We start from the raw sequence: 17,484 nt of genomic DNA, 5'->3' as shown, positions 1-17,484 counted from the left end.
TTAGGAGTTTTTTTTTAACATCAAATTTAGATTTGTAATCTAAAACTGTAACAAAGGAATAATTTTACTGTCTTTACTACAGAAACCATCAATCAAAATTTAATGAAACCTTTTTTAATCACTTTTTTTGCATTACTAATCTCTTTTCAGACCTTAGCCCAAGACAAAAAATCTTACCAAATTAAACGTACCGACTATCCTCCAAAAATAGATGGTGTTTTAGATGATAAAGCTTGGAGCGATGCACAAATAGCAACAGACTTTACAGAGTTTAAACCAGATGTAGGAGATACAGCGCCCGATAATAAAAAAACGAAGGTCCAAATGACCTATGACGATACTGGTATTTATGTCGCTGCATATTGTTATGACAACCCTGAAGATATTATGCGTCAATTTACACAACGTGATAATTTTGGACAGTCAGACTTTTTTGGTTTAATTTTTAATCCTAATAATGACGCCCAAAATAATACTGAATTTTTTGTGTTTAGCTCCGGAACACAAGCTGACGCTGTTGAAAGTCCAAATTATGGTGAAGACTTTGGTTGGAATGCTGTTTGGGAAAGTAGCGTAAAATTAGTGGATGATGGTTGGATTGTAGAGATTAAAATTCCGTACCGTGCTTTACGTTTTACGCAACAAGAAGATCCAACTTGGGGAATTCAATTTCATAGACATTACAGAAAAACACGTGAGCAAATGACGTGGAGTGCAATTGATGTTACAAAAGGTAATATTGGATTGTATAATGCCGAGTTGAAAGGAATTAAAAACATCACACCTCCTACCCGACTTAGCTTTTTCCCTTATGCTTCTGGATTGGTAAGTACTTTTGATGGCCAAACAGATAGTGATTTTGCTGCCGGAATGGATATTAAATACGGTTTAACCGAAAACTTAACTTTAGATGCTACATTAATCCCCGATTTTAGTCAAGCCGGATTTGACGATGTACAATTAAACTTAGGACCTTTTGAACAACAATTCTCTGAACAACGTCAATTTTTTACTGAAGGTGTCGATTTATTTAGCAAAGGAAATCTATTTTACTCTAGACGTATTGGAGACCGTGCATCAGGACGATTAAGTTTAGAGGATAATGAGTCAGTTGGCGATTTTCCTGAAAAAATACAGCTATTAAATGCTGTTAAGGTTTCTGGACGTACTAAAAATGGATTAGGAATTGGTTTTTTTAATGCTGTTACCGAAAAAACCGAAGTATCCATTACAAATGAAGATACTAGTCTTAAAAGAAGCCAAGTTATAGAGCCTCTTGCCAATTATAACATTATGGTATTAGACCAACAGTTTAATAAAAACTCTGCTATTACCTTAATTAATACTAATGTGACTAGAGATGGTGATTTTAGAGATGCCAATGTTACTGGTCTATTATTAGATTTAGTAAACAAAAGCAATACTTATGGTGCTATAGCCGAAGTTAAAATGAGCACATTTAATGATGTTCAGAATAAAGACAATGGTTACACTGCACGTCTTGGTTTAGGTAAAAACAGTGGTAATTTACGTTATAGTGCAACTTATGACTATGCTGATGAAAACTATGATATCAACGACTTAGGGATACTGTTTAGAAACAATTACAGCAATTTTAATGCAGAGGTTAGCTATCGTACTTTTGAGCCTTCAAAAAACTTTAATAACACCTATTTAGGGACTTGGATAAACTACAATCAATTGGCTAATCCTAATACATTTACTGGGGCTAATACTGGGTTTAATTTTAATGGACAAACAAAAACACTACACAATCTTGGAATAAACGGTAATTGGAATTTTGGAAAACAATATGACTATTTTGAGCCTAGAAACGGGTTTGACAGCTATTTTGTTACAGAAAATTATGCGCAAGCTAATATGTGGATTTCTAGTAACTACAACCTGTTTTTTGCTTTAGATGCTAATTTAGGGTACGGACGTTTATTTAACGATACTCGTAAAAATTTTAATAATATATGGTTTGGTTTAAATCCGAGATTTAAATTTAACGACAAATTTTTAATGGTGCTTGGGTTTGATTATGACAACTATACTGCAGATAGAGGTTATGTTAATGGTCAAGAAATTGACGACAGAATTTTATTTGGACAGCGTGACCGTGTGGATATGACTGCTAGTATTTCTGGAAGTTATAACTTCAACTCTTTTAATGCTTTAACCTTAAGTTTTAGAAACTATTTAAGTACAGTAACCTATGACAATAGTTTGTATGTATTACAAGACAATGGGACTTTAAACAGGTCTGATATATATACCAAAAACAACATAAGCAGTGATCCTGATTTTGATCCAGACATTAACTTTAACACATGGAATTTAGATTTAAGTTATACTTGGCAATTTGCGCCAGGAAGTAACCTGACTGCCTTATATAGAAATCAAATATTTAATTTTTCTAACGACTCTGAAGCTAGCTTTTTTGATAGCACAGGAGACCTGTTTAAACAAGAGCAACGTAATACGTTTTCGTTAAAATTAGTCTACTTTATTGATTATAACGATTTAAAGAACGTATTCAAAAAGAAAAGCAAAACCAGTTAATTGTTGCCTAAGAATATATAAAGTAGTAATTTCCGTACTTTATAAGTAACTATGATTAAAGCAAAAAATATACATAAATATTATGACGATTTACACGTTTTAAAAGGTGTAGACGTCCATATTAAAAAAGGAGAAATAGTATCTATTGTTGGGGCTTCTGGAGCAGGAAAAACAACATTGTTACAAATATTAGGAACCTTAGATTTTATTGATAATAAAACAAAAAGTACGCTTGAAATTAATGGTAAACAAATTACTGGATTATCAGACAAGCAACTTGCACAATTTAGAAATCAACATATAGGATTTATCTTTCAGTTTCATCAGTTATTACCTGAATTTACAGCAATGGAAAACGTCTGTATTCCTGCTTTTATTAAAGGAACAAATAAAGCTGAAGCTGAAAACAGAGCTAAAGAATTACTTGACTTTTTAGGCTTATCACATCGCTACAATCATAAACCAAGCGAGTTATCTGGAGGAGAACAGCAACGTGTAGCAGTAGCTAGAGCGTTAGTAAATAATCCCGAACTTATTTTTGCTGATGAACCTTCTGGAAATTTAGATAGTGAAAGTGCAGAGAATCTTCATAACTTATTTTTTAAATTAAGAGATCAATTTGGACAAACCTTTGTAATTGTTACACATAACGAAGAATTAGCAAATCTAGCAGACCGAAAATTAACTATGGTAGACGGAAAAATAATATAACATATGAAGCAGTTATTTTCCTCTATTTTAAAGTATGTAAAAAACCCACGTTTAAAACAACTTAAACACGCTACTATACAACAAAAAGTAGGCATTGTGTTAGCATGTGTCCCTATTTGTATAGCTTTAGGACTAGGTTTTGGTCTTATAATTGCGCTCTTAGAAGCTTTAGGTGTTTATAGCTCCGATGATCACGCGGTATCAAAATTATTTGAAGAAGAAACACCACTATCCATTATATCTTCAGCAGTAATTTTAGCGCCAATAATAGAAGAATTAATTTTTAGAGGACCTATTACGCTTTTTAGTAAAAAGTATTTTAAAATAGCATTTTATACATTTTCTCTGTTATTTGGGTATGTCCATCTTTTTAATTTTGAAATAACGCCACAACTTATACTTTTATCACCATTATTAGTCGCTCCACAGATTGTTGTTGGATTAGTTTTTGGATATGTACGTGTCCGATTAGGTTTGATATACTCCATGTTATTACATGCGTGTTATAATGCTGTTTTAATTATTCCGTCTGTAATATTTATGTCTTAAAAATTAAAATCAGATTTTTTCACGCAACCAAAGTGTAGTTTTGACATCTATAAATAAAAGCAATGTTAAAAAAAACCGCTTATTCCCTACTCTTTTTTCTAAGTCTTCAATTTGTATTGTTTTCCTGTTGTAAAGAAAAAACTTATTTGGTTAATTTACAATCTATTGAAATTTTTAACGACACAGAAGATCCAATTACTACGACGTCAGAAGACTTAATAGTCTATCTTAATATAATTTATGACTACGATGATATTAGTGTAATAAACGCATCATCATTCAACTTTAATACTGCTGTAGCAACAAGTTGTCCTGACAATGTATACATATATCAATCAGAATTTACAGATCTAAATATTACCGCAGACCAAGAAATTAATGGTATTGCTGCTGGTCAAAGTTTAAATAGCATCATGAAATTTGCTTATTATAATATAGACAATCCGTTAGATATTAGTCAATTTTACAACACTACAGATAGTGAAGAAAACACATTGTCAAGAGCTCCTGATTCAATCGTTTTATTTTTTGATCAAACCATTCAATCAGATAGCCCTTTTAACTTAACAGTAGCTGTACAAAACTCTAATCAAGAAACATTTACAGCAGTATCAAACACTTATATCATAGAATAACATAAATGAATAAAAAAGACCTTAAAGATTTTCTAGATAATAAAGTAGAACAGTACAATAAACCTGACTTTATTACAAGTGACCCAATACAAATTCCGCATTTATTTACAAAAAAGGAAGACATTGAAATTTCTGGTTTTTTAAGTGCTACAATATCTTGGGGAAACCGTAAAAGCATTATTACTAATTGTCATAAAATGATGGATTTATTAGACCAATCACCATTTGATTTTGTTATGAATCATCAAGAGTCTGATTTAGAAAAGCTAGAAGCGTTTGTGCATCGTACATTTAATGGCTTAGATTTTATAACTTTTATAAAAGGGTTACAACACATTTATAAAAACCACGACGGTCTAGAAGCTGTATTTAATAAACACGCCCAAAACGATAGCTTACAGCAGTCTATCCATTACTTTAAGCAAACTTTTTTTGAAATAGAACACTTGCAACGTACACAAAAACACATTAGTGATCCGCTAAAAAATAGTGCATCTAAAAGAATAAACATGTTTTTACGTTGGATGATTAGACCCAATAATACAAATGTAGATTTGGGTATTTGGACTACCCTTAACCCTGCACAGCTATCATGCCCGTTAGATGTACACTCCGGTAATGTTGCTAGAAAACTAGGGTTATTAAAACGCAAACAAAATGATGGGAAGGCTTTAGCCGAATTAGATACTGCTTTAAGAGCTTTGGATAGCAATGATCCAGTTAAATATGATTTTGCGTTATTCGGCTTAGGTGTTTTTGAAAAATTTTAACACTTAAAGTCCAAATTATCAGTATTTTCGTGAAAAATAGTGTAATATTTATTTCTTTTAATGATTAAACCTGATTTTCCTAAAAATGAACTGGAGCGCATATCCTGTGTCAAAAAGTACAATTTATTAGATACACTTCCTGAAAGTGATTTTGATAATATTACTAGTTTAGTTGCAACTATTTGTGATGTACCAATTTCTTTAATTACGCTATTAGATACTGATCGTAATTTTCTTAAATCTCATCATGGTATAGATATACAGGAGTCTCCAAGAGATATATCCTTTTGTGGGCACGCTATTTTACACGAAGACAATATTTTTATTGTAGAAGATGCCCGCGAAGACATTCGTTTTAAAGATAACCCATTAGTTGACGGTTTTAAAGCTATATTTTATGCCGGTGTGCCTTTAAGAAATACAGACGGATTAGCGTTAGGGACTTTATGCATCTATGATCATAAACCTAGACAACTTACTAAACTGCAAAAAAAGGCATTAATTACAATTGCTAAACAAGTTATTAATTTGTTTGATTTAAAGTTGAATAATCGTCTTTTAGCCGACTCTAAACAAGAATTATTAGATCGTAATGCTGAACTAAATAAATTTGCTAGTCATGTCTCACATGATTTAAAATCGCCTTTAGCTAATATCATGTCTTTAACTAGTTTTTTAAAAGAGGAAGAAGACAATACTTTAACAGAAGCCTCTGTAGAGTACATTAATTATATTGAAGAATCTGCTGAGTCGCTTAAAAATTACATAGATGGTATCTTAATCCATTATAAAGCCAACGAACTTTTAAATGCAGATAAAGAATATATTGCAATTGACACTTTATTTTCTAGTGTACAACGCATCCATTTATTAGATGATAAGCATTTTAAAACAACACCAAATTCAGCTCTAATATTTATTAATAAAGCAGCTGTAACACAAGTATTAATAAACTTGGTTGATAATGCATTAAAGTATAACAACAAACCTAATCCTGAGGTCGTTTTAAATTATTCTGAAGACTCAAATTTTCATATCTTTTCTGTTACCGATAACGGAAATGGAATTCCTGCTAATCGGCAAGACGAAGTGTTTAAATTGTTTAATAACAATAACCAAACTGATGTCTCAGGTAAAAAAGGAACTGGAATTGGTTTATTTACAGTAAAAAACTTAGTAAAAAAATTAAACGGGACTATTACTTTACAGTCCAAAATAGATGTGGGAAGCATGTTTACTTTTACTATTTCAAAATAAAAAAAAGCCTAATCTAAAGATTAGGCTTTTTTTATATCAGTATTAAAAGTTATGATTTCCTCATAAGTTTAATAAGCTTCTTTGTTAATGTTTCTTGGTCTTTATACAATGTACCACTCATTCCTAAACATTGTCCATCTTCAAGCTTACCTGTTTTCTTACCGTTTACATAAGTTCCGTTTGTCTCTACAACCGTCCCATCATGTAACGTTATTGCTTCATCTAATTGTACAACACCATTTGCTGTATAATGAAACACTTTACTGTCTAAAAGAATAACGTAATTAGCATCTTCAATTTGTTTAGCATCCTGTGCCATTGCTGTATTTACTCCTAAAAATAAAGTAAAAGCAATAAGAATTAATTTTTTCATTGTAATATGTTTTAAAGTTTATTAGCCCAAACAATTTATAACTGCTATAAATCATTCTTTAAATTACTTAATTCAACTTCTATGCCAAACTTTTTGTAATTAAATTAACCTTTTAACCACGCTTTTCTAGTTTCCTTTTGAGCAGCAGTAGCATTTGGATTTTCAATTAATTTAGTCCCAGTTGTATAGGATTGTGTCGTTTTTGTTTTAATAACAATTTCTTTTCCACCTCTATCTAATACAACATTAATATCAGTACCTGGCTGCCACATATACATACTTGTAATAATAGCTTGAGCAGTTCCCATGTTTAATTCTTTACCATCAACCGTTTTAATAACATCTCCCGGTAATACCCCGTTTTCTGCCCAAAAACTGTTGTCTTTAACTGCTTCTCCAAAAGGAATAGTCATTGTTTCTCTATTTGGTGTAAAGATTAAAGCACCGTCATTCTGGATATAATTAGTTTTAACGCGTCCTTTATCTAAAGATAAACCTACTTTTTCAAAAAACACAGCGTAATCAATTGGTGTACCACCTACAACATGTGTATTTAAAAATTCACCAACACTTGGATACGTCATTGCAGTAAGTTCTTCTATTAATTTATCATCTTCAAAAGGCTTGTTTTTACCATATTTATTAGATAATTCTTTCATTAAAGATAAAATACCTCTGTTTCCGTTACTCTCTTCACGCATTAAAATATCTACACACATACCAATTAAAGCACCTTTCATGTATACATTATAATATTGTGGCGCGTAGGGTTGATCTAATACGTTTTCACTCATTGTAGTAAAACTCATACTATCATCCATATTAGCTGATGTTTGGATTTTACCTAAAATATCTCCGTAAAATTCTTCACTGTCAATTAAATCTTGATCAACTTGAAATAATGTAGCAAAATATTCTGTTACACCTTCGTACATCCATAAATGCTTAGAGAATGTTGGTTTATTATAATCAAAATAATGAACATCCTCAGAATGAACACTCAACGGTGTTACAATATGGAAAAACTCATGTGATACAACATCTATCATACTTTCGGCTAAAGCTTCAAAAGGCGAATTCTCCTCTAAAACAACAACTGTAGACGTATGGTGCTCTAAAGCACCAAAACCTTTTGGAGAGTCTGGCTTTCCTTCAGATAAATATAAATAGATATCATAACGTGGTGTGCTATTTACATCTCCTAAATATGCTTTTTGCGCTTGCATCATTTTTTCCATTACAGCTTTAATACTTGCTGCTGTGTGTACTTTATTTGGCGAGTAAACACTTAATACAATCTTGATGTCTCCAACCTGAAATTCTTCAACATCTAAATCTCCATAAAACATTGGGTTATCTGTAATATCAAAATATCGAGGGGCAAAATAACTAGACGTTGCAAACTTACCATCTTGACTTACTTTTTTACCCGTTTCTTGTAATGCAGATGTACGTTTAAAGTCTGCAGGAGCAGTCACGTCTAAACTGTATTGATTGTCTTTTAAACTATCAAAATAACCAATAAACCCATGTAAATTTAATACATAGTTAGTCGGCTCTATATTTGTTCCTGCTGGAGAAAATGGTGCCTCTCCACCTATTCCACCTGTAACTTCTTGATCAAATGTATCGTTAACATTATACGTAATGTAGTCTAACTGTGTTGCGTTTGCAATAGTCCATGTATTAGTGTCTACTTTAGTTGCAGGCAAAGCGTTACCCTTATAATCTACTGCTTTAAAATCATCAATATACTTACCAAAATCACTCACAGAATATGTTCCTTGCACAACTCTAGGCAATCTATACGTTACTGTTTGTGCTGTAAATCGTCCTGGATTAATAGTTACAGGTGCTTTATCATCTACTACTTTAGATAAATCTATAGACGTTGCTATTGGCGACTGTGATGCAAGTTTATCCGATGTTTTGGTACTGTTACAACCCACTAATAATAGGCCTGTTGCAATAGTTGTTACTAGAAGTTTTTTCATATTAAATCTGTGTGTTTGTTAATGGTCTTGCTTAAAAGACGCTCAAATGTAAAATTTGTTACACAATACATACATTAAGTTTTTGTTAAAATGTTATTTTGGATATACACTTATTATAAATGCAATTATTATCTTTGACAAACTTTAAAATTAATGCAGTTTAAAAACCCAGAACTTCTTTACGCGCTTTTCTTACTGCTTATTCCTATTATTGTTCATTTATTTCAGCTTAGAAAATTTCAAAAAGTTTATTTTACTAATGTAGCTGTTCTAAAAAAAGTACAATTACAAACTAGAAAAAGTGCAACAATTAAAAAGTGGTTAATCCTTTTAACTAGATTGCTATTATTAGCAGCAATTATTATTGCTTTTGCCCAACCCTATTTATCAAAAACAAACACCTTTAATACTAAAACCGAAACCGTTATTTACCTAGATAACTCGTTTAGTATGCAAGCAAAAGGTGAAAAAGGAGACTTGTTAAAACGTGCAGTTCAGGATCTAATTGAAACCATACCGGAAACCGAAACATTATCTTTAATAACTAATACAGAAAGTTATAGAAATACAACTATTAAAGCCATAAAAAATGAGCTTTTACAATTGGATTATGTTTCTAACCAATTGCCTTATGACGCTGCTTTACTAAAATCTAAAAAGGCCTTTTCTAGCGACAAAAACACGCTTAAAAACTTAATATTTATATCTGATTTTCAGCAAAAAAAATCAACATTAAACATTAAACAAGATACGGCTATCGCTATAAATTTAGTACAATTAAAACCCGTAAGCACTAATAATATTGCTGTAGATAGTTTATTTGTTTCCAAACAAGATCCTAATAGTTTAGAGTTAACTGTTGTTTTAAAAAATAATGGTTTAGAGGTTAAGAATTTACCAATTTCATTATTTGACAATGGTAGTTTATTATCCAAAGCCTCTGTAGATTTAGATGGTAAAGCAACTGTTATTTTTAATATTCCTAATAATAAAATAATCAAGGGTACAGTCACTATTGAAGATAAGCAATTACAGTTTGATAATGCGTTATATTTTAATATTAATGAAACTTCAAAAATTAATGTTCTAGCTATTAGTGATACTAATACATCATATTTAAGTCGAATTTTTACTGAAGATGAATTTCTATTAACTTCAAAAACGACAAGCAATTTAGATTACAGTTTATTTGATACACAAAATTTAATAGTTATTGATGAAACGGAAACTTTACCAAACAACTTAGTAACCGCTTTAAAAGTTTTTACGGACAAAGGAGGCGCAGTGGTTTTAATACCATCTCTAAAAGGTAAATTATCCGATTACAATACGTTTTTACAACGTTTTGGTTTTGCTCCTTTTGAAGCTTTAAATACAGCCGAAAAACGTATCACAACCATCAATTATGCACATCCATTGTACGCCAATGGTGTTTTTGAAAAACAAGTAGATAATTTTCAATACCCAAAAGTTAATCGTTATTACCCGCAAACAAATACTAAAACAACCGCTATTTTACAATTTGAAGACGCCAAACCCTTTTTATCTCAAAACAAATCTGTTTATGTCTTTTCTGCACCAATAAATAAGACTAATTCTAATTTTAAAAATATAAATTTAATTGTTCCAACGTTTTACAACATTGCAAAACAAAGTTTAAATACTACGACTTTATATTACACAATTGGACAAAATAATAGTTACGATGTCCCTGTTAATATCCAACAAGACCGTGTTTTAACTTTAGTTAATGGTACTGACAAAATAATACCAGAACAAAATTATTTTAATAACAAAGTGGTTATTAAGACTAATGATATTCCCGAAAAATCAGGGATATACGATTTAAAAAACAATACTACAATCCTCCAAAACGTAAGCTATAATTATAATAGAGCAGAAAGTAATTTAAACTACATTAATTTAGATGATGTAAAACACGCCACGGTTAACAACAATATTTCTACCGTGTTTGAAAACATAAATAACGACACCAAAGTTAACGAGTTATGGAAATGGTTTGTAATTTTGGGGCTCGTGTTATTAATTATAGAAATGCTCATCTTAAAATACTTGAAATGAACGTCTTAATAAAAACAGCAACAATCATTGACCCTTTAAGCAAATTTCATAACGAAATTTGTGACGTCTTAATTGAAAAAGGTAAGATTACTAAAATTGCTACAAGCATTGACAATACCAATAATTACAAAACAATAAGCTTAGATAACCTGCACCTTTCACAAGGATGGTTTGATAGTAGTGTTTGTTTTGGAGAACCTGGTTTTGAAGATCGTGAAACCATAGAAAATGGTTTAAAAACAGCTGCTAAATCTGGTTTTACTACTGTTGCGCTTCAAGCCAATACATATCCAGTAATAGATACCAATGCAAATGTTGCTTTTGTATTATCAAAAGCGCAAAACCATGCTGTCAAACTATTACCTATCGGTGCGTTAACTAAAAATAGCGAAAGTGTTGATTTGGCAGAGCTTTTTGATATGAAAAATGCCGGAGCAGTTGCTTTTTCTGATTATAAAAAACCAATTAGTAATCCTAACCTTTTAAAAATAGCATTACAATATGCTAGTAATTTTGATGGTTTAGTGTGCTCATTCCCATTAGAAACTAAAATTTCTGGAAAAGGAATTGTAAACGAAGAGTATAATAGTACATCGCTAGGCTTAAAAGGAAGCCCTAATTTAGCCGAAGCTTTGCAAGTAACGCGTGATCTGTTTTTATTAGAATATGCGGGAGGAAAATTACATATTCCAACTATTTCTACTGCAGAAAGTGTTGCCCTTATTAGAGCTGCTAAAAGTAAAAAGTTGGATGTAACCTGTAGTGTAGCAATCCACAACTTATGCTTAACAGATGACGTTTTAGTAGAGTTTGATACTAATTATAAAGTCAACCCACCACTTAGAATACAAAAGGATATTGACGATTTAATAGAAGGTCTAAAGGACGGTACGATTGACATGGTTACTAGTGATCATAATCCAAAAACTATTGAAGATAAAAAGGTCGAGTTTGACCATGCTGCTTTTGGAACCATAGGACTAGAAAGTGCTTTTGGCGCTTTAAACACAGTGGTATCTACTAAAAAAGCAATCCAATTGTTAACTAAAGGGAAAACTAGATTTGGTCAAGAAACAAGTAGTATAAATGAAGGAGAAATGGCAAATATTACGTTGTTTAATCCAACTGGCACATACGCTTTCGCGGAATCTGATATCGTTTCAAAATCTAAGAACAGTGCGTTTTTAGGCCAAGCGTTAAAAGGAAAAGCATACGGGATAATTGCAAACAATAAAATAGTATTATAATATAATGAATCAAGAGACAATCGAAGAAGGAAAAATATACGCTGTAGTTAGTTACCTTACCATAATTGGAAGTGTAATAGCTATAATAATGAATGGCGAAAAGAAAAACGAATTTACAAGCTTCCATAATAGACAAGGCTTAGGCTTGTGTCTTTTATGGATGTTAATTGGTTATTTTGTTAGTCAATTTGATAATATGCAAATATCACTTGCCTTTTGGGTAAGTATGGGAGCCTTATTATTTTTAGGCGTAATGACAGCAGTAAACGGGTCAATGAAGCCTATTCCCGTTATTGGACCTCTATTTCAAAAACTATTTAAAGCAATTGGTTAATAATGGAAAACTTTAACTTACATCACATCACAAGGCCATCGTCTTTAAAAGAAAACGCCCCTTTACTTATACTCTTTCATGGTTATGGAAGTGACGAGAATGATCTTTTTAGTTTTGCAACGGAATTATCGGAAGAATTATTTATAATCTCGGTAAGAGCACCATATCCAATGCAACCTTACGGAAATGCTTGGTATGCTATCAATTTTGATGCGGACAAAGGTAAATGGAGCGATAATGAACAAGCCATAAAATCTAGAGATTTAATAGCTACTTTTATAGACCAAGCTATAGCAAATTATCCTGTAAACAAAGACAGTGTATCACTTTTAGGATTTAGTCAAGGTTGTATATTAAGCTACGCAGTAGCCCTAACCTACCCAGAAAAAATCAACAATATTATTGCACTAAGCGGTTATGTTAACGAAGATTTATTTGACGTTAAAGATCCATCTGCTTACAAACATTTAAACTTTTACTGTTCTCATGGAAGTGTTGATCAAGTAATACCTGTAGATTGGGCAAGACAAGCACCAAAATTTTTAGATGCTTTAAATATTAAAAACCAATTTAAGGAGTTTCCTGTTGGTCATGGTGTTGCACCTCAAAATTTTTATGAGTTCAAAAATTGGTTGGATACTTTGATATAAATTTTGTTCCCTAAATAAAACGTATGGTTCCCTAATCAAAAACAGGTTTTAACTAATTGTAAGTTTTTGGGATACTACTAATTTGTAATATTTGAATAAAATAAATTCAGTATTATGAAACATCTACTATTATCAACAATCCTATTATTTACTATAACCACCTCCAGCGCATCAAATAAAGAGATAGTCGCAGAGGTGGTTTTTGAAAACTTATCAGATACCCCATTTGACACCGGTCAGTTTATAATCTCTGAAACAAATACCAAAGTATTAGTAACTAGCACAGATAGTTTTAATATTACACTACCCAAAAAAGGAAAGTATAATTTTAGTTTTTCAACCTACAATTTCATCTCCTCCATATCCTATCCTAAAAAAATCACTAAAAATAAGCATGTAATTTATATTAGATTAATTGCAAAAAACAATGCGTTTCAAAATAAATATTCATTACAAAAAAACTTAACTAATCAGGATAAACTTTCGGACGAAGACATTGCAGACCTAATAAAGTCAGGTAGCGTAAATTTTATAGCTAACGCAATTACTAATAACATCTCCGAGGAATACATTCAATTTAAAAAAGAATACAATATTGGTTTTATTATTGAAAACTGTGCTATCCATCCACTAGCTTTTGGTGTGGCTGTTGAAAACAATAAAATTATTTCAGCATTTTTAAGTAGAATTTATGGTGAGAATTGGAAAAACACACTAAAAAACAAACCTTTAGGCGTTAAGTAAGTTATATACTAAAGATTATCTAGTATACAATAAGTAGTCTAATACCTCAAATTCTACTTCTTCAGCACCCGTTACAAAATACTTTATTAATATTTCTCCCCAATATTGACCATCAGAGAAATCGGCAACAATCCATCTGTGATTAAGCATTTTAATAGTGTTAAATTGCATTTTTCTGCCTTCTGACGCTGCAAATGGTATTAAAGGATGTTGACCATCCGTTTCATTTAATTTATATAATTCGTTTTTTATAAACGGAATTAATGAATCGCTATCTAGTTTCTTGTTATAAAAATAATCTTGAGCCTCTTGGTTATAACGCAAATCAAACAAAGACAAATCAGACAACTCCTCTTTCTGGTTTGCTAAAGAGTCCTTAAGTGCTTCGTTTTTAGCAATAAAAATGCCCATACGTTTTTCGCCTGCATCTAGTATTTTTTTAGAATTTACATATTGAAACACCACGATTAGTGAGGCAAAAATAAACAGGTACATAAATATTTTATTCTTCATTCTAATAATTATTTAGATTGTAATTTTTAATTGATCATAAGCCAGAAAAACATTTTCTGGTAATTGTTTTTCCACCTCGTCATGAAACCCTAATAAATGACTAACATGAGTCAAGTAAGCGCGTTTAGGCTTAAGCAAAGCAATAATCTCTAAAGCCTGTTCCAAATTTAAATGCGAAATATGTTCTTTAATTCTCAAGGCATTGATGACTAAAACATCTAAATCTTTTAGCTTATCCAATTCTGTTTGCGTAATAGTTTTAACATCCGTCAAATAAGCAAAATTGTCAAATCTAAAACCAAAGACTTGTAATTTATAATGCAAAGCCTCAATAGGAATAATTGATTTTCCAGCAATAGTAAAAGCTTCGTTTTTAATTTCATTTACAGAAACCGTTGGCGCACCTGGATATCTGTTTTCTGTTGCAAAAACGTATTCAAACCTTATTTTAAGCTGTTCTATAACTCGTTTATGAGTATATATTGGTAAATCGCCCTGTCTAAAACAAAACGGTCTAATATCATCTAAGCCAGCAGTATGATCTGCATGCTCATGTGTAAATAAAAGTGCATCAATCTTTTCTGGATTAGCCAATAACATTTGTTGCCTAAAATCAGGTCCGCAGTCTACAACAAAAATCTTGTCATCCCACTCTACCATTATAGATACTCGTAAACGTTTATCTTTAGAATTAGTACTTAAACACACAGGATGTGTACTTCCAATAATGGGAATACCTTGTGATGTACCTGTGCCTAAAAATGTAATTTTCAATTGCCGAAGATTTTACACAAAAATAAGTTATTTATTTTGTTTGATATACTTATTTGATACCTTTGTAAAACTTAACAATATTGTGATTTTTATATGGAAATTAGGCTAAAAGGAGATAAAGAGTTTGAAAACATTCCCTCTCTGAAAGACAAGGCATTACGTATTAACTTAAACGAAAATATTTACGGTACGTTTGCTGAAATTGGAGCTGGACAAGAAACTGTTCGTCACTTTTTTAGAGCTGGAGGTGCTTCTGGTACTATTGCGAAAGCAATGTCTGCCTACGATAAAGATTTTAGTGATGCTATTTATGGTATTGAAAACGACCGACGTTATGTAACGGAAGCGCGTTTACGTAAAATGGTCTCTCATGAAATTAAATTGATTGAAGAGCGTATTGATCGTGAAAAAAATCCACACAAAATGTTTTTTAGTTTTGCAAACACTGTGGCTACCATAGATTTTGCAAAAAAGTATAAAGGACATGGTTGGGTTGGTATTAAATACCAAATTGATCCTGAAGAAGAAGAATATAATGAAATTGTATTACACATACGTTTTAAAGAAAACGATGCAAGATTACAACAAGAAACACTTGGTATATTAGGAACAAACCTTATCTACGGTGCTTTCTATAAATATAACGAACCTAGAAAATTACTACGTTACTTATACGATCATTTAGATAAAGATCAAATTGAAATTGATACTATTAACTTTTCAGGTCCTGTTTTTAAAGACGTTGATAACCGTTTAATGAGTTTACAACTGGTTAAAAATGGTATGACTGATGCTATTATGTTTGCTCCTGACGGAAATAACGTATTACCTGCAAGAGTATTATATAAAAAGAACATATTAGCCTTACGTGGTAGTTTTAGACCCGTAACCAAAGTAAATATTGACATGTACGAGAAATCGTTAGACATGTTTATCAAAGAAAATAAGGTTGATGAAAATAACACGCAGGTTATTTTTGAAATTACCCTTTCAAACTTAAGAGCCGAAGGTGAAATTGACGAACAGGATTTTATGGATCGTGCTAGATTACTATGTTCTTTAGGTCACACTGTATTAATCTCTAACTTCCAAGAATATTATAAGTTAGTCGAATATTTCTCTCAATACTCTAAGAGTAGAATGGGATTAGCTATGGGTGTCAATAACCTAGTGGATATCTTTGATGAAAAATACTACAGACATTTAAGTGGTGGTATTTTAGAAGCGTTTGGTAAATTATTCTTTAAAGATTTACGTGTTTACTTATATCCAATGAAAGAATCGGATGGTACACTTACAACAAGCGATACTTTAAAAGTACATCCTAGAATGAAGGAGCTTTACAAGTTTTTCAAATATAACGGAAAGGTTGTAGACATTACAGACTTTGATCCTGCAACTTTAGATGTATTCTCTAGAAGAGTACTAAAAATGATTGCTACAGGCGAAGAAGGATGGCAACAAATGCTACCAGAAGGAGTCTCTAAACTAATCTCTGAGCAGAGTTTATTTGGTTGCGAAACTGAAGAAATTCATAATAAAAATTAGATTCAAATCTAATTAGTAACAAAAAAGCGGCTTTAATTTATAATTAAAGTCGCTTTTTTTATTATAGCGTTGTGTTGTAGTAGATAAATGTTTCTTTTTAGGGACTTATAGTTTACTTTATGTTTCATTGTGTACTACACTTATTATAAATCAAATGTCATACCAAGATTCTAATTTTAATAAAAAAACTAAATATTTTTTTCAATCCTACCCTTTACACCTTTAAAAAAAGATTTCATAAACTTAAAATCTTCTTCAATATTATCTGTTGGAAAAAAAGGTTCAGAAATAGTATTTTGTTTATTTCCAAAGTCCAATGTAAACATTATAATGGGCACGTTAGCTTGCTTTGCTATATAGTAAAACCCAGTACGCCACTCGTCTACCTTACTCCTTGTCCCTTCAGGCGCAAGCGTTAATCTAAACTCCTCTTTATTTTCAAACAACTTGGCAATTGTCTGTACTTTATTCTCTTTATTTTTTCGATCTACTGGCACACCACCTACTGCTCTAAAATAATAGCCGAAAGGCCATGTAAAAAGCTCTTTTTTACCAATAAAATTTGTTTTTACCTGTGTGATTTTTCGTAACAAGATTCCGATTATAAAATCTAAATTACTAGTATGAGGCGCGGAAATAATGATAGCTTTTTTAATAGTATCCTTTGAAAAGTTAGTATTACCTACAACTTTCCAACCCATGATTTTAAAATAAACAAATTTAGCTAACCAATACATA

General features: G+C 31.4%; 17 protein-coding genes. 12 read left to right on the top strand and 5 right to left on the bottom strand.

The window, feature by feature from the left end:
- The first annotated feature begins 102 nt into the window (after positions 1–102).
- From CXF54_RS10135 to CXF54_RS10110, 6 genes are all read left to right on the top strand, one after another.
- The gene (locus tag CXF54_RS10135) at positions 103–2,565 is read left to right on the top strand and encodes a DUF5916 domain-containing protein (protein WP_101203440.1); all 2,463 of its coding nucleotides are present in this window, start codon (positions 103–105) and stop codon (positions 2,563–2,565) included.
- 51 nt (positions 2,566–2,616) lie between these two features.
- The gene (locus CXF54_RS10130) at positions 2,617–3,276 is read left to right on the top strand and encodes an ABC transporter ATP-binding protein (RefSeq protein ID WP_090842181.1); all 660 of its coding nucleotides are present in this window, start codon (positions 2,617–2,619) and stop codon (positions 3,274–3,276) included.
- A gap of 3 nt (positions 3,277–3,279) precedes the next feature.
- Entirely contained in the window at positions 3,280–3,825 is a 546-nt protein-coding gene (locus CXF54_RS10125; protein WP_101203439.1) for a CPBP family intramembrane glutamic endopeptidase, read from the top strand.
- Positions 3,826–3,887: 62 nt separating this feature from the next.
- On the top strand, positions 3,888–4,460 hold the full coding sequence (locus CXF54_RS10120; protein WP_157823431.1) for a hypothetical protein: 573 nt from the start codon (positions 3,888–3,890) through the stop codon (positions 4,458–4,460).
- A 5-nt stretch (positions 4,461–4,465) separates the two neighbouring features.
- Positions 4,466–5,230 (top strand): TIGR02757 family protein, encoded by a 765-nt coding sequence (locus tag CXF54_RS10115; protein ID WP_101203437.1) that lies wholly within the window; start codon positions 4,466–4,468, stop codon positions 5,228–5,230.
- Between the two features lie 60 nt (positions 5,231–5,290).
- Entirely contained in the window at positions 5,291–6,487 is a 1,197-nt protein-coding gene (locus CXF54_RS10110; RefSeq protein ID WP_101203436.1) for a sensor histidine kinase, read from the top strand.
- Positions 6,488–6,536: 49 nt separating this feature from the next.
- On the opposite strand, the gene CXF54_RS10105 is transcribed toward CXF54_RS10110, so the two are convergent.
- Together CXF54_RS10105 and CXF54_RS10100 are read right to left on the bottom strand one after the other, a co-directional pair.
- A complete protein-coding gene (locus CXF54_RS10105) occupies positions 6,537–6,860 on the bottom strand; it encodes a DUF6799 domain-containing protein (protein WP_090842190.1) in 324 nt (107 codons plus the stop codon).
- A gap of 104 nt (positions 6,861–6,964) precedes the next feature.
- The gene (locus tag CXF54_RS10100) at positions 6,965–8,854 is read right to left on the bottom strand and encodes a peptidase M61 (protein ID WP_101203435.1); all 1,890 of its coding nucleotides are present in this window, start codon (positions 8,852–8,854) and stop codon (positions 6,965–6,967) included.
- Positions 8,855–9,007: 153 nt separating this feature from the next.
- Between CXF54_RS10100 and CXF54_RS10095 the strand changes: the two genes are divergently transcribed.
- The 5 genes from CXF54_RS10095 (at position 9,008) to CXF54_RS10075 (ending at position 13,911) form a co-directional block, all read left to right on the top strand.
- Complete coding sequence (locus tag CXF54_RS10095) at positions 9,008–10,936, top strand: vWA domain-containing protein (RefSeq protein WP_101203434.1); 1,929 nt, start codon at positions 9,008–9,010, stop codon at positions 10,934–10,936.
- Entirely contained in the window at positions 10,933–12,183 is a 1,251-nt protein-coding gene (locus CXF54_RS10090; protein WP_101203501.1) for a dihydroorotase, read from the top strand. Before CXF54_RS10095 ends, CXF54_RS10090 begins: the two co-directional genes overlap by 4 nt.
- A gap of 4 nt (positions 12,184–12,187) precedes the next feature.
- Entirely contained in the window at positions 12,188–12,517 is a 330-nt protein-coding gene (locus tag CXF54_RS10085; protein ID WP_101203433.1) for a hypothetical protein, read from the top strand.
- A 2-nt stretch (positions 12,518–12,519) separates the two neighbouring features.
- A complete protein-coding gene (locus tag CXF54_RS10080; protein WP_101203432.1) occupies positions 12,520–13,167 on the top strand; it encodes an alpha/beta hydrolase in 648 nt (215 codons plus the stop codon).
- Positions 13,168–13,281: 114 nt separating this feature from the next.
- Positions 13,282–13,911: a hypothetical protein gene (locus CXF54_RS10075; protein WP_101203431.1), complete on the top strand. Its 630-nt coding sequence runs from the start codon at positions 13,282–13,284 to the stop codon at positions 13,909–13,911.
- Between the two features lie 15 nt (positions 13,912–13,926).
- Here the strand turns inward: CXF54_RS10075 and CXF54_RS10070 are convergent, their stop codons facing one another.
- Both CXF54_RS10070 and CXF54_RS10065 read right to left on the bottom strand, forming a co-directional pair.
- Positions 13,927–14,424 (bottom strand): hydrolase, encoded by a 498-nt coding sequence (locus CXF54_RS10070; RefSeq protein WP_143067841.1) that lies wholly within the window; start codon positions 14,422–14,424, stop codon positions 13,927–13,929.
- 12 nt (positions 14,425–14,436) lie between these two features.
- Positions 14,437–15,198: an MBL fold metallo-hydrolase gene (locus tag CXF54_RS10065; protein ID WP_101203429.1), complete on the bottom strand. Its 762-nt coding sequence runs from the start codon at positions 15,196–15,198 to the stop codon at positions 14,437–14,439.
- 93 nt (positions 15,199–15,291) lie between these two features.
- On the opposite strand from CXF54_RS10065, the gene CXF54_RS10060 reads away from it, so the two are divergent.
- Positions 15,292–16,746, top strand: coding sequence for a nicotinate-nucleotide adenylyltransferase (locus CXF54_RS10060; RefSeq protein ID WP_090842206.1), 1,455 nt, complete (start codon positions 15,292–15,294; stop codon positions 16,744–16,746).
- A 188-nt stretch (positions 16,747–16,934) separates the two neighbouring features.
- Here the strand turns inward: CXF54_RS10060 and CXF54_RS10055 are convergent, their stop codons facing one another.
- A complete protein-coding gene (locus tag CXF54_RS10055) occupies positions 16,935–17,483 on the bottom strand; it encodes a 1-acyl-sn-glycerol-3-phosphate acyltransferase (RefSeq protein ID WP_101203428.1) in 549 nt (182 codons plus the stop codon).
- Position 17,484 lies beyond the last annotated feature (1 nt).

The organism is Olleya sp. 1-3, from assembly GCF_002836085.1.
GTDB classification, from domain to species: Bacteria; Bacteroidota; Bacteroidia; order Flavobacteriales; family Flavobacteriaceae; genus Olleya; species Olleya namhaensis.
The sequence above is the reverse complement of the archived record's forward strand: the minus strand, read 5'-3'. Positions and strand labels throughout refer to the sequence as shown.

What these genes read in the sequence shown, in the direction of transcription:
- CXF54_RS10135 (WP_101203440.1), top strand. Translation starts at nt 103, where the DNA reads ATGAAACCTTTTTTAATCACTTTTTTTGCATTACTAATCTCTTTTCAG.
- CXF54_RS10130 (WP_090842181.1), top strand. Translation starts at nt 2,617, where the DNA reads ATGATTAAAGCAAAAAATATACATAAATATTATGACGATTTACACGTT.
- CXF54_RS10125 (WP_101203439.1), top strand. Translation starts at nt 3,280, where the DNA reads ATGAAGCAGTTATTTTCCTCTATTTTAAAGTATGTAAAAAACCCACGT.
- CXF54_RS10120 (WP_157823431.1), top strand. Translation starts at nt 3,888, where the DNA reads ATGTTAAAAAAAACCGCTTATTCCCTACTCTTTTTTCTAAGTCTTCAA.
- CXF54_RS10115 (WP_101203437.1), top strand. Translation starts at nt 4,466, where the DNA reads ATGAATAAAAAAGACCTTAAAGATTTTCTAGATAATAAAGTAGAACAG.
- CXF54_RS10110 (WP_101203436.1), top strand. Translation starts at nt 5,291, where the DNA reads ATGATTAAACCTGATTTTCCTAAAAATGAACTGGAGCGCATATCCTGT.
- CXF54_RS10105 (WP_090842190.1), bottom strand. Translation starts at nt 6,860, where the DNA reads ATGAAAAAATTAATTCTTATTGCTTTTACTTTATTTTTAGGAGTAAAT.
- CXF54_RS10100 (WP_101203435.1), bottom strand. Translation starts at nt 8,854, where the DNA reads ATGAAAAAACTTCTAGTAACAACTATTGCAACAGGCCTATTATTAGTG.
- CXF54_RS10095 (WP_101203434.1), top strand. Translation starts at nt 9,008, where the DNA reads ATGCAGTTTAAAAACCCAGAACTTCTTTACGCGCTTTTCTTACTGCTT.
- CXF54_RS10090 (WP_101203501.1), top strand. Translation starts at nt 10,933, where the DNA reads ATGAACGTCTTAATAAAAACAGCAACAATCATTGACCCTTTAAGCAAA.
- CXF54_RS10085 (WP_101203433.1), top strand. Translation starts at nt 12,188, where the DNA reads ATGAATCAAGAGACAATCGAAGAAGGAAAAATATACGCTGTAGTTAGT.
- CXF54_RS10080 (WP_101203432.1), top strand. Translation starts at nt 12,520, where the DNA reads ATGGAAAACTTTAACTTACATCACATCACAAGGCCATCGTCTTTAAAA.
- CXF54_RS10075 (WP_101203431.1), top strand. Translation starts at nt 13,282, where the DNA reads ATGAAACATCTACTATTATCAACAATCCTATTATTTACTATAACCACC.
- CXF54_RS10070 (WP_143067841.1), bottom strand. Translation starts at nt 14,424, where the DNA reads ATGAAGAATAAAATATTTATGTACCTGTTTATTTTTGCCTCACTAATC.
- CXF54_RS10060 (WP_090842206.1), top strand. Translation starts at nt 15,292, where the DNA reads ATGGAAATTAGGCTAAAAGGAGATAAAGAGTTTGAAAACATTCCCTCT.
- CXF54_RS10055 (WP_101203428.1), bottom strand. Translation starts at nt 17,483, where the DNA reads ATGTATTGGTTAGCTAAATTTGTTTATTTTAAAATCATGGGTTGGAAA.